The organism is Bradyrhizobium sp. AUGA SZCCT0182 (assembly GCF_018130185.1).
GTDB lineage: Bacteria > Pseudomonadota > Alphaproteobacteria > Rhizobiales > Xanthobacteraceae > Bradyrhizobium.
Window position 1 is genome coordinate 1 of record NZ_JAFCLY010000047.1, and the last position, 14,669, is coordinate 14,669.

Annotated in this window: 11 protein-coding genes; all 11 read right to left on the reverse strand. The window is 64.2% G+C overall.

All coding sequences use genetic code 11. The features are described from left to right. Positions 1–622: 622 nt before the first annotated feature. Positions 623–1,570: a sugar-binding transcriptional regulator gene (locus tag JQ611_RS33935; protein WP_212269141.1), complete on the reverse strand. Its 948-nt coding sequence runs from the start codon at positions 1,568–1,570 to the stop codon at positions 623–625. Next, entirely contained in the window at positions 1,567–2,373 is an 807-nt protein-coding gene (locus JQ611_RS33940; protein ID WP_212386144.1) for an inositol monophosphatase, read from the reverse strand. Before JQ611_RS33940 ends, JQ611_RS33935 begins: the two co-directional genes overlap by 4 nt. After that, complete coding sequence (locus JQ611_RS33945) at positions 2,373–3,914, reverse strand: alkaline phosphatase (RefSeq protein WP_212467917.1); 1,542 nt, start codon at positions 3,912–3,914, stop codon at positions 2,373–2,375. The genes JQ611_RS33940 and JQ611_RS33945 overlap by 1 nt, the downstream gene beginning before the upstream one ends. Further along, on the reverse strand, positions 3,911–4,672 hold the full coding sequence (locus tag JQ611_RS33950; protein WP_212467918.1) for a glycerophosphodiester phosphodiesterase family protein: 762 nt from the start codon (positions 4,670–4,672) through the stop codon (positions 3,911–3,913). Before JQ611_RS33950 ends, JQ611_RS33945 begins: the two co-directional genes overlap by 4 nt. Before the next feature lie 10 nt (positions 4,673–4,682). After that, entirely contained in the window at positions 4,683–5,603 is a 921-nt protein-coding gene (locus JQ611_RS33955) for an ABC transporter permease subunit (RefSeq protein WP_212467919.1), read from the reverse strand. A 4-nt stretch (positions 5,604–5,607) separates the two neighbouring features. Then, positions 5,608–6,558 (reverse strand): ABC transporter permease subunit, encoded by a 951-nt coding sequence (locus JQ611_RS33960; protein WP_312012312.1) that lies wholly within the window; start codon positions 6,556–6,558, stop codon positions 5,608–5,610. Between the two features lie 119 nt (positions 6,559–6,677). Continuing rightward, the gene (locus JQ611_RS33965; protein WP_312012313.1) at positions 6,678–8,015 is read right to left on the reverse strand and encodes an extracellular solute-binding protein; all 1,338 of its coding nucleotides are present in this window, start codon (positions 8,013–8,015) and stop codon (positions 6,678–6,680) included. Positions 8,016–8,319: 304 nt separating this feature from the next. After that, the gene (locus tag JQ611_RS33970) at positions 8,320–11,637 is read right to left on the reverse strand and encodes a molybdopterin-dependent oxidoreductase (RefSeq protein WP_212467921.1); all 3,318 of its coding nucleotides are present in this window, start codon (positions 11,635–11,637) and stop codon (positions 8,320–8,322) included. A gap of 25 nt (positions 11,638–11,662) precedes the next feature. Next, positions 11,663–12,631, reverse strand: a complete 969-nt coding sequence (locus tag JQ611_RS33975) for an ornithine cyclodeaminase family protein (RefSeq protein WP_312012315.1) — start codon at positions 12,629–12,631, stop codon at positions 11,663–11,665. A gap of 24 nt (positions 12,632–12,655) precedes the next feature. Further along, on the reverse strand, positions 12,656–13,318 hold the full coding sequence (locus tag JQ611_RS33980; protein WP_212269148.1) for a helix-turn-helix domain-containing protein: 663 nt from the start codon (positions 13,316–13,318) through the stop codon (positions 12,656–12,658). A gap of 69 nt (positions 13,319–13,387) precedes the next feature. After that, positions 13,388–14,611: an ABC transporter substrate-binding protein gene (locus JQ611_RS33985; protein WP_212467922.1), complete on the reverse strand. Its 1,224-nt coding sequence runs from the start codon at positions 14,609–14,611 to the stop codon at positions 13,388–13,390. Positions 14,612–14,669: the final 58 nt, after the last annotated feature.

The window sequence follows — 14,669 nt, forward strand, 5'->3', positions numbered from 1 at the left end:
CTCGACGACGGCGTGGATAAGCGTACGGCAAAACCGTGTGGTCCTGGCACCCGTTGCAGGTGTCAAGCTGTCGGAGAAGCGCAAGCGGGAACGGCAGCGACGGAGTCAACCAAGAACTCGTCTCCGGGGAGATCACGGCATAAGCCGTAAAGCCACTGCGCAGGGAAAGCCGGGTGTTCACCGCTGCCCTGTATGCTCGTGTGCATTTTGTTTTGTGCAAACCGCACGCGAGACCGCGGGTGCAGCGCGCACCCGGTCTTCCCTGCGCCCTCTTACGAGAGGGCGGGAAGTTTCTGGCAAAGCTCGGGCGCAACGCGCCGCGAGAATGTGAAACTGCGTTTTGGATGATGGCGCAACAACAAACACCGCCGTCGTCTCGGCCTTGAGCTCAGATGCGCAATTGCGCATTGGGGGACCCATAACCACAGGGAGAAGTTTTGCGAATGGTGACTGCTACCGAGCTTCATCGAGAGATCACGCAGTATGGGTCCCGGCCTTCGCCGGGACGACGTGAGAGATGGGTCGAAGCGCTCAATTCAGGCTGCTCTCGATGGCTTCTGGATTTTCATTGATCTCCCGGGCACACATCGTGCACACGCCGCTTCCGCAATGGGAAACATGCTCACCGCCGCTTGCCGATCAACTTGAGCGCGCCGGCGGCGGCCTTCTCATCCGTCACCAGCACTTTGCCGATCCGCCCCTGCAGCGCCGCCGCGATGACCGGCACCTTGTTGGTCCCGCCCGCAATCAGCATCACGGTCGGCGCCCGTGCCAGCTTCTCGATCGGCAATGCGATGGCGCGCGAATTGATGCCGTGGTTGATCTGCCGGCCAGACTGCTCGAGATATTGGCCGAGCACGTCACCGACGGCGCCGGCGGCGCGCAGATCCTCGATGCCGACATCGGGCGGCAGCCCGTGCCGCACCAGGAGCGAACGCGGCGAGAGGTCGCCCATGCTGAGCAGCGCAAGATCGATCCGCTCGACGCGGTCTAACACTTCCGCATAGACCTCCTGTGCCATGAAGGTGTCACGCGATCTCCGGCTGCTGGCATAGATCGGGGCAGCCAGATAGCTGCACTTGGCGTGCAGCCGACGCGCAAGCTCGCCTGCGATCTCGAAAGTGTTGAGTTCGAGCCCGCGTGAGAGCCCGCCCATCATCGAGACGATCCAGAGATCCGGATACTCCGCGGGCGTCACATGGCGGATGGTTTCGCGCAAGGTCGCGCCCCAGCCGATGCCGATGGTGCGTGGTTTCTTCTCTTCCAGGAATTTCGACAAATAGGCGCCCGCCGCCATTCCGATCAGGCTTGCCACCAGTTCGGGATTTTCCGGACTCGGGATCACCACCGCGTCGTCGAGCCCGCATTGCTGCCGCAACTGATGTTCGAGCTCGGTGCAACTTGCGAACGCCGAGTTCAGCCTGATACTCACGATGCCGCTGTGCCGCGCCTCCGAAAGCATGCGGTTGACGCGCGCCCGCGTCAGTCCGAGCCGCTCGCCGATCTCGGCCTGGGTCAGGTTCTCCATGTAATAGAGCCAGGCGACCCGCAGGATGGTCTGGTCACTCAAAGCGTAATCTCCTCGAGCAACCGCAAAAGCTCGTCATGGATGTGACCATTTGAGGCGATCTTTTGCAAATCGTCAAACTGCGAAGCCTCGCCCGCGATCGTGGTCACGCGTCCGCCCGCTGCGCGCACCAGCGGCATCGCGGCGGCGTGCGAGACGAGATCGGCCTTGATCGACACGAAGGCGTCGAGCCGGCCGGCCGCGATCCATGTCATCTCGAGCGCGCCCGAGACCACGATGCGGACGCCGCGAACCGCCGAGCCGAGCCGCTCGATAATGGCAGCGGCCATCCGCACCTCGTCGGGTTGATAATGCGAGGTCAAGATCACCGATACCACCGCATCGGAAAGCGAACGCGTGCTCGACACCCGCACGGGTTCACCGTTTACAGTGGCAAGCGCGCCCTGCACGTAGCGGGCGCAGACATCGGCCAGCGGCGATTGAACCAGGCCGACCAGCGCCTCTTCGCCATCATGGTAGGCCGCACTGACCGAATACCACGGCAGCCCGGAGGCATAGTTCACGGTGCCGTCCAGCGGGTCGACGATCCAGCGCGGTCCGCTTGTGTTGCCGCTAAAACCCCTTTCCTCCGACAGGATCGCCGCCCATGGTGTCAGCGATCTTAGTCCGTCGATCACGATCCTTTCCGCGGCAAGGTCGGCGTCGGTGACGATATCACGCAGTTCCTTGCGTGCGGTCGCAAGCGGCGCGCGCTGCATCGCGACCAGCGTCGCAGCCGCCTCCGCCACCACCGGCTCGGCGCCGCGCATCAGCGCCATCAGATCCGTCCTGGCGGATACCGGCATCAGGCTGCCTTCACGCCGGGCGCACCATCCTCGACCACGAAGGTCGCGAGCCGGCGCACACCGCTGTTCACGTCCTTGACGTCGTCGAGCGCCTCGAAACCGACCGTGCACGATCGCGCATCGAGTTCGACGGTCGCATAGCCACGCTTGTCGCCCCGCGCATAGGTCAGGGCCGGATTGTCGGCGAGCGCCTTGGCCACGCTGCTTTCGCTCGGCCCCTCGGAAGAGATCGAGGTGCCGACGAATTCGGTCGCCATGGCCGCTTCATGCGGCTGCGAATAATCGCGCTTGAGGTCGGCGGCAAAGTAAGCGTGGCGGTCGCCGCCGATGACGACCGGGTTGCGCAATTTGTGCGACACGATCGAATCGAGCAGCCGGCGGCGGGCATTGGGGTAGCCGTCCCAGCCATCCATCCAGAAGCGGTTGCCATCGTCCGCCTTGCGCTTGCTTTCGGACATCAGAGTCTGCTGCGCCACGACGGTCCAGCGCCCGCGGCTGTCGCGCAATCGTGCGTCGAGCCACTGCTCCTGCGGCCGCCCGAGCATGGAGCGTTCCTCCTCGGTTCGTTCCGGACAGTCCGGCACCGTGGTCGGGCGCCCTCCCTTCACACAGGCGGGCGCGGACCGGTACTGCCGGTCGTCGAGCAGCATGATGTCCAGCATGTCGCCGAAACGATAATGCTCGTAGATGGTCGCATTCGGCCCGCGCGGGCGGGCGGATGGCGACAACGGCATATGCTCGTAATAGGCCTGATAGGCGGCAGCGCGGACTTTCATGAACTGCTCCGGATCGCGCGTCGTGTAGGAGCGGTCATTGGCGTAATCGTCCGCGACCTCGTGGTCGTCCCAGATCGACAACCACGGAAACGCGGCGTGCGCCGCCTGCAGGTCGGCGTCGGATTTGTAGAGCGCGTAGCGATTGCGGAATTCGGCAAGCGACGTCGGAATCCCGACGCCGTGCTGACGTACGTGACGCGAGCCCCAGGACTTTTCGTAGATGTAATCGCCGAGATGCACGACCAGATCGAGATCGCGCGCCGCCATGTCGCGATAAGCTGCGAAATAGCCCTGCTCGTACTGCTGGCAGGAGGCAAAGGCGAAGCGGAAGCGGCTGTTGCCCGCGGCCGGCGCGGTGCGGGTACGCCCGACCGGGCTCACCGCCGCACCGGCGCGAAACCGGTACCAGTAGACGCGGCCCGGCCGCAGGCCTGTTGCCTCGGCATGCACCGAATGCGCGAGCTCCGCCGTCGCCTGCACGACGCCCTTCGTGGCGATGCGCGCAAATCCTTCATCCTCCGCGACCTGCCACTCGACCTCGACCGGCGCAGGCGGCATGCCGCCCTCTTCGAGCGGTCGGGGCGCGAGCCGTGTCCACAGAATGACGCGGTCCTCGCGCGGGCAGCCGGAGGCTACGCCCAGCGTATATGGGTCCGCGTTGAACGCCACCGGCGCACCGCGCACGATCCCGAATGGCGCGGCCATCGCGGCACTGGCCAATGAGCCTGCGAGGAATCGCCGGCGCGGGATCGTGATGCCGCTCATGACGGCACAGACGCGGACGTCAGTTCGCGCCTGATATTCACGGCGAGATCGGGCCGGTCAGTGGTGATCTGCCGCACCGGCTGGGCGAGCCAGTGGGCGATGTCCTGCGGCTCGTTCGTCACCCAGGCACCGAGCCGTTCGCGACCGAAGACTTTCAGGGCGAGCGGCAGGGTCAGCGTCAGCAGCGACTTCTCGACCGCCACGATGCAATCGGGTATCGCGGCGAGACGGTCGAACGCCGGCGAGATGCCGCCCATCATTTCCGCCGACCTGCGGTCCAGCGAGGCCAGCACCCGCGCCTGCGGCGACAGCCTCCGCAACGTCGTGATCACGTCGGGGACAAAGCAGGTCAGCACCGCGCGCCGCTCCAGCCCGCGCCGCTTGACCGCCTCGATGAGCCGCCCTTCGATTCCCGGATAGGGATTGCCGAAGGCGTCGGTCTTGATTTCGATGTGAAGCTCGAGCGGTGAGTCGCTGTACACGTCGAGCACGGCATCGAGCGTTGGGATGCATTCTTCGCCGGCCTCGCGCAGACGGATGGCGGTCAGTTGTTTCAGCGTCCGAACGCCGACCGGCCCGGCGTCATGCGCGGTGCGATCGAGCAGCGGATCGTGGATGACGACCAGCGAACCATCGACGCTCTGATGAATATCGAACTCGACCGCGTCAACGCCAAGTCCACGCAGATTGCGAAAGCCGAGCAGGCTGTTCTCCGGCCAAAGGTTGCGGGCGCCGCGGTGTCCGGCGATAAGAACCATGATGAGTCCCCTATTTACTGCTGTCAACGAGCCCTTTGAGGAACCAGCGCTGCAACAGCAAAATCACCAGCATCGGCGGCAGCATCGCTAGCAGCGCGCCGCTCATGGCGATGTTCCAGGCCGGCTCGCTGTCGGAGCGCGGGATCAAATTCTTCAGCGCGATCACGGCGGTCGCCATGTCCTTGTCGGTGGTGAACAGCAGCGGCCACAGATACTGGTTCCAGCCGAACAGGAACAGGATGATCGCGAGCGCGACGATGTTCGAGACCGACAGCGGCAGCAGGATGCTCCAGAAGAACCGCAGCGGCGAGGCGCCATCGAGCCTTGCCGCCTCACACAACTCATCCGGCACGGTGAGGAAGAACTGTCGGAACAGGAAGGTCGCAGTGGCGGACGCGATCAGCGGCAGGATCAGCCCCGGATAGGTGTTGACCATGTTCCATTCCAGCGCAATCGCCACATCGTGGCCGCTGATCCATTTCCAGAGATCGGCAACATGCAGCATATCGGCGAGCCACTGCAGCGGCAGCGCGGCGTTCGCCACCGCCTCGAACGTCGGCACGATCCGCACCTCGATCGGCAGCATCAGCGACATGAAGATCAGCCAGAACGCCAGCATCCGGTAGCGGAAGCGGAAATAGGTGATGGCGAAGGCGGAGAGCAAGGACACCACGATCTTTCCGGCAGTGATGCCGAGTGCCACCACAATGGAATTGAGAAAGCTGCGGCTGAAGTCGGCCTTGACCCAGGCCGTTTGCAGATTGGCAAGAAACTGATCGCCCGGCAGCCACGGCAGCGGCACCTTCTGCACCTCGGCGATCGTCAGCGAGCCCGCGACGAACGCGAAGTAGAGCGGCACGCACACCAACATCGCGCCGGCGATCAGGATCGCGTGGCAGATCATATCGAGGATGGGTGCGCGCTCCACCATGCGGTCAGACCCCGTAATTGACCTTGTGTTCGAAATAGCGGAATTGCAGCAGCGTGCAAATCAGCGCGAAGGTCATCAACAGCACCGACTGCGCCGCCGAGGAGCCGAGGTCGAGGTTGATGAAGCCATCGACGAAGACCTTGTAGACCAGGATGTTGGTCGCGCCGGCCGGCCCGCCATGGGTGACGGCATCGATGATCGCGAAGGTTTCGAAGAAGCCGTAGATAAAATTCATCACGGCGAGAAAAAAGATAGTCGGCCCGAGCATCGGCAGCGCGATGAGAAAGAACCGCCGTATCGGTCCGGCGCCGTCGACGGCGGCGGCTTCCATCAGCGAGACCGGCACCGCCAACAGGCCGACCACCAGGAAGATGTAGTCGTAGCAGATGTGCTTCCATGACGCGGCCATGATCACGAGCCACAGCGCGTCGTTTGGATTGCGATTGGGATCCCAGGAAATCCCGAGCGCGTGCAACATGTGTGCGAGCGGGCCGACGACCGGGTTGAAAAGGAACGCCCACAGGATGCCGGCGATCGCGGGCGCGATCGCATAGGGCAGCAGGATAAGGGTCCGGTAGGCCGATCGTGCGCGCACCACCCGGTCGGTGGCGAATGCCAGAACGACGGCAATCGCCAGCGTAATCACGTTCTGCGCCACCGTGAACCAGGCCGTCGTCACGAGCGATTGGCGATACTCGCCGCTCGCAAACAGCGCCTTGAAGTTGTCGAACCACACGAAATGGACGGTGGTGCCGAACGGATCGCTCAACAGGACGGACTGCGTCAGCGCCCGCAGCGACGGGATGAAGAAGAAGAACACCAGGATCAACACCTGCGGCAGCAGCAATAGCGTCGGCAGGCCGGCGCCGCGGCCGAAATTCGCTCGCTTCAGTCCGGGTTCCCGATCAGGCTGGCCACGCTTGGGCGTCCGCGCCTTACTGGCCCGTTCCGTCACCGCGCTACGCCCGGCGGCAGTTTCGCCGGGCGACTTGTGCTGCGATCTGGCCAAGCCGGAAGGTGGGTCTGCCGGCGCTTCTGGCCAGATCGGCGAAGTTGCGATCGGCGCACTTGCCTTCATTTCGTCTCGGGAGCCCACTCGGTGCCTTTTCCGGCGTTGAGCTTCTCGAACTGGCGCAGGATCTCATTGCCGCGCTTGACGGCGTCATCCATCGCCTGCTGCGGTTGCTTCTGGCCGGTGAACACCGCTTCGACCTCGCTGCGCTGCGCCAGCATCGTCTGCACGAAATTGCCAAAGCGGAAGCCGCGCGAATTGTCATTGGGCGTGCCGCGCGAGAGTTGCAGCACCGCGATCTCGCGTGTCGGATGCTCCTTATAATAGCCGCGCTCGCGCGCCAGCGCATAGGCCTTGTTGGTCGCCGGGACATATCCGGTCACGCCATGCCACCACACTTGCGTCTCCGCCTGGGCGACGAAATCGAGGAAGGCGGCGACCGCGTCGTAGCGTTCCGGCGTGTGCCCCTTCATCACCCAGATGGCGCCACCGCCAATGGTGCTGTTGAGCGGAGGATTGATATCGCTCTCGTGCGGCAGGAAGGTGGCGCTCCAGTTGATCTTGGCGTTGCGTTCGATATTGCCGTGCGACGCGGTCGAATTGACGAAGGTCGAGCAGCGTCCGGAGGTGAACAACTGTTCCGGGCTAAAGCCCTGCCCGGCAATCTGCAGGACGCCATCATCGAGCCATTTTTTCAGGCGCGCGACTTGCGAGACCACCTTGGTCTTGTTGTAGACGAATTCGGTGCCAAGTCCGTCGAAGCCGTTGGCCAACGTACCGTAGGGCTGGTTGTTGATGGCGCTGTAGTTTTCCAGCAGGCTCCAGAAGAAGTCGCCCGGCAGCACCGTGCCACACTCACTGACGCCCTTGGCCTTGATGGCGTAGAGCTGTGTCTCCAGCTCCTGCCAGGTTGCGGCCGGCTTGTCGAAGCCGGCTTTCTGGAAGTGGTCCTTGTTGTACCAGAAGATCGGCGTCGAGGAGTTGAAGGGCATCGCCGACATGCGGCCCTTGTAGCTCCAGAAACTCGCCACCGGCTTGATGAAGTCGGAGAAGTCGACCTTGTAGCCCTTCTGGTCCAGAAGTTCCTGCACCGGCACCACGGCGCCGGACAGCAGCATGGTCATGTAGCCACGTTCGGCGATCTGCACCATTTCCGGCGGCCGCTTGGCACGATAGGCCGCGATCACGCCATTGGTCACTTCGTCGTAATTGCCCTTGGCGACCGCCACGACGGTATATTTATCCTGCGATGCGTTGAATTTCTCGACCAGTTCGCTGAGCCGTTCGCCCAGGACGCCGCTCATGGCGTGCCACCATTGCACCTCGACACGCGCCGCCTGAGCGGGCGCGGCCAACGCCAAAACCCCGAACAATGCCGCAATGAATGCAATCTTCTTCACGGGTGATCCTCCCTCAGCGGTCCAGTGAGCCGGCGCTTCAAAACCCGGCTTCGATCATTTGTATTTCTATAATGACATATGTGTCGCTTTGATGAAAGGGGGCCGGGTGCATGGATTTTATTGCGGGGGAGCACTCGCGCTCGAGCCCGGCTGGTCAGTGTATGGTGGTGCATGGCGCAATCGACCGGGAGCGCGGCGGCGCATTGGCCTTGAAGACCCTCACAATATCGCAGGAGTGGCGAGCAACTTGCTCAATCAGCCAAAGGATGGGCTGATGATCGGAGGCGTCGGTCTTGCTCGTGAGTCATGCGTCGATGACGAGATCGGAAAGTGGAACGGCCTGACATGTCAGGCAATGCCCCTCATCCAACTCCGAACAATCGACGAGATGGCGAACCTCGCCGGTCTTTACCGGCACGGCGCAGCTCTCGCATTGGCCGACACGGCAGCCGCTTGGAATCGCAATGCCCGCGCTTTCGGCCACCGCGAGAATGCTGGCCAGCGGCGCCTGCGGCGACCAGTTCAATGTGCGTCCAGAGCGGGCAAAATGAATTTGGCGCGACATGAGGCCATCGAGCGCAGGCGGCGGGGGCGAGCGGAAGCGCTCCTTGAAAATCTCGAAGACCGGCACGCCGCGCGCCTGCAGGCCTGCGGCGACCTCTTCCATCATCGCATCGGATGCGCACATGTAGATGCGCGCGCGCTTGCGCAGCAATTCCGCGTCGATATCCGACACGGTGAACCGGCCGAGCCGATCAAAACGGTCGCCGCTCTGTGGGCGGGTCAGATGCGTGACCAGCGTGAGATTCGGCAGCCGCTGCCGCAGCGCTTCGAGCCGATGATAGAACGGGCGCCTTGCGCCATCCCGGCAGCCATAATGCAGCGTGACCTGCGGCTCCTCGGCGGCGCCCTCGAGCGTGTCGAGATAGGACAGGAACGGCGTGATGCCGATGCCGCCGGCAATCAGGACGACCGGAAACTCGTTGCGCAGCGGCAGCACGAAGCCACCCTTCGGTGACTGCAATTCGACGGTGTCGTCAGGTGCGAGATCGTGCCTGATCGCCGTCGACACCTGCCCGCCCTCGATGTGCCTGACACCGATACGATAGGCATCGGGTGCCGGGATCGCTGCCCCGGTCAGCGAATACGAGCGGATCGCCTCGCCAATCCGGACGCCGACATACTGGCCTGGCCGGAATGCCGGAAGCGCCCCACCGTCGACCGGCCGCAATGTCAGCCCCACCACATCGGCAGATTCCTCGCGGCGCTCCGCGACGACGAATGAGCGCCAGCCCTGCCAGGCGGTGCTCTCGTCACGCTCGACGTCGCAGGTAAAGGAGCGCAGCGCCAAAGATCCGCTGAGCGGATCGCGCCCGTGTTCCGAGATGATGGTGTTGAAGCTGGCGCCGAGAGGCCGCGTCTCGTCCGGCAGATAGCCCGGCAGGCCGAGATCCGGCGCAGGCTGCCACCAGCCATAGTCGCTCGCTACCACATCCAGCGCGAGCGCGTCGTTGAAAGCGGCGCGGATCCGGATCGTGCCCTTGCGACTGCGCACCAACATCCAGTCGCCCTCCAGGATATTCTTGCGGCGGGCGAGTTCGGGATGGATCTCGGCGGTCGGCTCGGCGCGCTTGCGGCGCAGCGCGTTGATGCCGCGATGCTGGCTGTGGCAGAAATAACCGCTATTGGCGGAAAACAGCGTCAGCGGAAACGCGTCATCGCGGCGCTCGGCCGGCTCGATGAAACGCGGTACCGCCGGATAGCCATGGCGATGCAGCAGTTCCGAATAGAGCTCGGCCTTGCCGGTCTGCGTGGCGAAGCCGGTCGTCTGGTATTTGCGATGGCCATGCTTGAGCGGCACGCGAATGCCTTCGGGCCTTGCCCGCAGCGTTTCGAGATCGAGGCCAAGCGGGGCGAGCAGATGCTCAAACCCCTTCTCGACATCGCCGCCAAAGAACAGTTCGCTCATGCCGAGCCGCTTGGCGAGCTGGAAGACGATCCACATATCCGAACGGGCCTCGCCCTGCCGCGGAATCATCTGCGGACGGAGCTGCACCAATTCCTGCGCCTCGGGCGAGATTTCGAAGCCGAGCCGCAATGCCTCATGCTCCCACGGGCTCGACACCGGCAGCACGATATCAGCCATCTCGGCTGTCGGGTTCAGGAACAGATCACAATGGACCTGGAAGTCGAGCGCCTTCAGCGCCTCTCGTCCGCGTTCGGGCGCCGGATGCGACACCAGCAAATTGGAGCCGAACGCGAACAGCGCGCGCACGCGGTAAGGTTTTCCGGTCAGCGCTGCGTCGTAGAAATCGCTGGAGGTGATCCAGCCGTCGGCCGGCGGCCCGAGCGGCCGCGCCGATAGCCCGAGCGTGCGTGCGCGCGTCTCCGGTGGGATCATCGCCATGGAATGCAGCGACGGCACCGGAAGGCTCGGCATCCTGACATTGCCGCCCGGCGCATCGAAATGGCCGGTCAATGCATAGAGCGTTGCGACCGCGCGTTCGGTCTGCGAGGCATTGGTGTGCTGTCCGAGGCCGGTCCAGCCATGATAGCAGACCGATGATGCCTTCGAGATCGCAGCCGCGAGTTCCTCAACTTGCGCCGCCGGGATGCCGGTGATGCGCTCGACCGTCGCGGGATCGTAGGGTTCGGCTGCCGCGACATAGTGATCGAAACCGGTGCGGCAGGCGATCGGGCCCTGAGGGCCGCTCACATCGAAGCATCCTTCGAGCGCGGCAGCCGCGAGCCCGCCCTCGGCCGGCACTGCTTTGCCCGCGACCGCGTCCCAGACCAGAAAGCCCTCGCCTTCAAGGCCGATATCGCCGGGGCGCAGGAAGCAACCGTCGCTATCGCGGATCAGGAAGGTCGCATTGGTCCAGTGCCGCACGAAGTCGGCGTCGTAGGCGCGTTTGACGATGAGCCAGCGCGCAAGACCGAGCGCCAGCGCCGCATCGGTGCCCGGGCGGATACGCAGCCACAGATCGGCATCGCGCGCTGAACCGGTCCGGCGCGGATCGATCACCGCAAGCCTGGCGCCCCTCGCCCGCGCGGCGCTGATTGCTTCTGCCTGGGCAAGCCAGACATTGGCGGGGTTGTGCCCCCAGAGCAGGATCAGTTCGGAGTTGCGATAATCCGCCGTGGGCAGGCCACACCCGAAGGTGAAGGCGTGGGCGTGGTCCTTGTGCCAATTGCAGACCTCGGTGGAGAAGCAATTGTTCGGGCTGCCGAAGCCGCGGATGAAGCGCTGGATCCAGTCGAGGCTGTCTGATGTCGACGACGAAGAGCCTGAGGTTACCGCAAACGCGACCGATTCCGGCCCGGTCTCCTCGCGGTAGCGCCCTAGCCGCTCGGCGATCTCGGTCAGCGCCTCGTCCCAGGAAATCGGCACGAAGGCGGGATCGGCGGCGCCCTTCGGCGCGGTGCGTCGCAATGGCGTCTTCAGGCGGCGGGCCGAATGCGCGATCTCCGGCGCGGCCCTGCCCTTTGGGCATAGCGCCTTGCCGGTCGGATGGGCCGGGTTCGGCCTCACCGCGACGAGCCTGTCATTCTCGACGACATTGATCGTTCCGCAGCGGGAGCGGCAGAGCGTGCAGAAGCCAGGCTTTTCCTGCGTCGACATGGTCAGGCCTCGTTGCCGCACACCCTCACTCGGGAGGCTGCGCGCGTGAGTTCGGATTGGCCTCGTTCACCAGCAGGCTCGCGGCCGCAAGATCCTCGATCGCCGCGCCGACCGATTTGAACAGGGTGATTTCGTCGCGGTCAAGGCGGCCGGCTTTCGCGCCACTTGTCAGTTCATGCAGATCGCCGCAGATCCTGTCGGCGCTCCAGCGGCCGGCGGCAATCGGTTGTAGCAGGTCTCCTGCTTCGGCGAGCGCGCCAGGATAGGTATCGATGAAGACGCGGCAGCGCAAAATGGCCGCGTCATCGCTTTCGCGCATCTGCGGCGTAAAGGCACCGACCAGGTCGAGATGGGTTCCAGGCCGCAGCAGCGCGCCTTTGACCAGTGGCTCGGTCGACGTCGTGGCGCAGCTCACGATGTCGGCCTGCGGCAAGGCCAGGTCAAGGTCAGTCACCGGAACTGCGTTCGCGTCCTGCCGGACAAGCGTGTCGGCCAGAGCCCGCGCGCGCTCCGGATTGCGTCCCCATACCATCACTTTCTCGATCGGACGCACAGCGCGGTGAGCGGCGGCGAGATGACGCGCGACATGGCCGGTTCCGACGATAAGCAGCGTGCGGCTGTCCGCGCGCGACAGATAGCTGGATGCGAGCGCTGACGCAGCGGCAGTGCGGCGATTGGTCAGCGCCTCGCCGTCGATCGTCGCGCGCGGCTGGCCGGTCTGGCCGTCGAGCAGGAAATAAAGCGACGACACCGCACCGAGACCGCGCTCGGCATTTTGCGGAAACACCGTGACGAGCTTGACGCCGACGGCTTCGCCGCGGATCCAGGCCGGCATCGTCAGAAGACGGGCCGGCGCTCCATCGACGCCGACTTCATAGGCCTGCCGCAACGGCATCGGCTCGCCGTCGCGCTTGAAAGCCTCGCGCAATGCCTCGATCAGCTCGGGATAGCCGAGCGCGGCATGGACGTCGGCAGCGGAGTAGCTGCGCAGCATCGGGTTTATTCCTGTCCTACAATATCATGAGAGTGCGGTGATGCCGGTGCATATCCAGATGACCTCGGCATCTTCCTTGCTGATCGACACGATGGCGTGGCCCATCTTGCTGTCGAAATAGGTGCTGTCGCCAACCGCGAGCGTGACGGGGGCATAGAATTCCGTGAAGACCTGGACAGAGCCGGACAAAACGCACAGGAACTCCTCGCCCTCGTGACGCACCCAGCCGGGGAACTCGTCGAGGCTGCGCGCCCTGATCCGCGCCTTGAATGGCAGGATATGCTTTTGCGAAAGGTCGGTCGCCAACACCTCGTAATCATAGGTGTCGGTGCGGTGCGGCTTGCCCTCGCCGGTGCGCGTGACGCTGCGGCGGCCGAACGGCGCATTCTGGCGGCGCTGATCGAACAGCTCGACGATGTCGAGATCGACGCCGCGCGTGATCTTCTGCAGCACGTCGTAGGTCGGCGACATCTGGCCGTTCTCGATCTTCGACAGGGTCGAGCGCGCGACGCCGGTGCGCTCGCTGACCTCTTTCAGCGTCCACCCCTTGTCGATCCGTAACCGCTTCAACCTGTGACCGAGGTCATCGCTTCCCTCGGCCGGCGCGGCGTCGGCCGAGAAGCGGGCCGGTACAACCACTGTTGCCGTGGCCTCCCTCAGCGACGATCGCGTCGCAGTCTTCTTCATCGCGGCTTTCTCCCTTTTTTTCCGCGGAAGTAAGGTCCCGGCGGCGGCCGTCGCCGCCGGGACCTTGCCTCACTTCTTGACGAGCGGACATTCGCTTTGGGCAAGAGACTGGAAGGCCTGCTCGCCGGGAACGGTAGCCAGGACATTATAGTAGTCCCATGGCTGCTTCGATTCGGAAAGTTTCTTGACCTGGACCAGCAGCATGTTGTGGACCATGCGGCCGTCCTCGCGCACCTTGCCGTCCTTGGCGAAGAAGTCGTTGACCGGCAACTCGCGCATCTTGGCGGCGACGGCCTTGGCCTCATCGGTGCCCGCGGCCTGGATCGCCTTGAGATAGTGCGTGATCGAGGAGTAGACGCCGGCCTGCACCGACGTCGGCATGGCCTTGCGGGTCTCGAAGAAGCGCTTGGCGAAGGCGCGCGTCTCGTCGTTCTGGTCCCAGTAGAAACCCTCGACAAACGAGATGCCCTGCGCGGTCGGCAGGCCGAGCGCGTTGACATCCGTAATGAACACGACCGGCGCGGCGATGGCCTGCCCGCCCGCGATGATGCCGAACTCGTTGGCCTGCTTGATCGCCGTCGTCATATCCTTGCCGGCGGTGGCAAGCAGGATGACCTTCGCCTTCGATGCCTGCGCCGGCAGCAGGAAAGACGAGAGATCGGCTGCGCCGAAGGGATGGCGGACGTTGCCCAGGACCTTGCCGCCATTCGCCTTGATCGCTTCGCTCGCGATCTTCTCGAGCGAATGCCCGAAGGCGAAATCGGCGGTAACGATAAAGAACGTATCGTTGCCCTTGTCGATCAGCGCCTTCAGCGGTCCGACCGCGTTTGAATAATTGTCGTAGACCCAGTGAAAGCCGGTGGGCGAACACTGCTTGCCGGTCAACTCCGTCGTGCCGGGCGACGCGAACAACGCCACGCGGCTGGTCTCGCGCGTCAACTGCTGTACCGCAAGTGCGATGGCGCTGTTGGTGACGTCTGAGATCGCGTCGACCTTCTCGTTCTCGATCCAGCGCCGGGCAATGCCGACGCCGACGTCGGCCTTCTGAAGATGGTCGGCGCCGATGATTTCGATCGGCTTGCCCAGAACCTTGCCGCCGAAATCCGCTGCCGCCATCTGCGCCGCCAGCAGCGAGCCTGGCCCGTTAAGGTCGGAATACTGGCCGGACATGTCGGTCAGCACGCCGATCTTGACGACGTCGTCGCTGACCTGGGCTGCGGCCTGGCCGGCGATGGCGCCGAGGCAGAGCGCGGCGGCTACACCACACAAGAGTCTGGAAGGCATCTTTCGCATGATCTATCCCCTGTTGTCGGATCCGCTCTTCCGAGCGGGGTTTGGTTCGGTCCTGTTC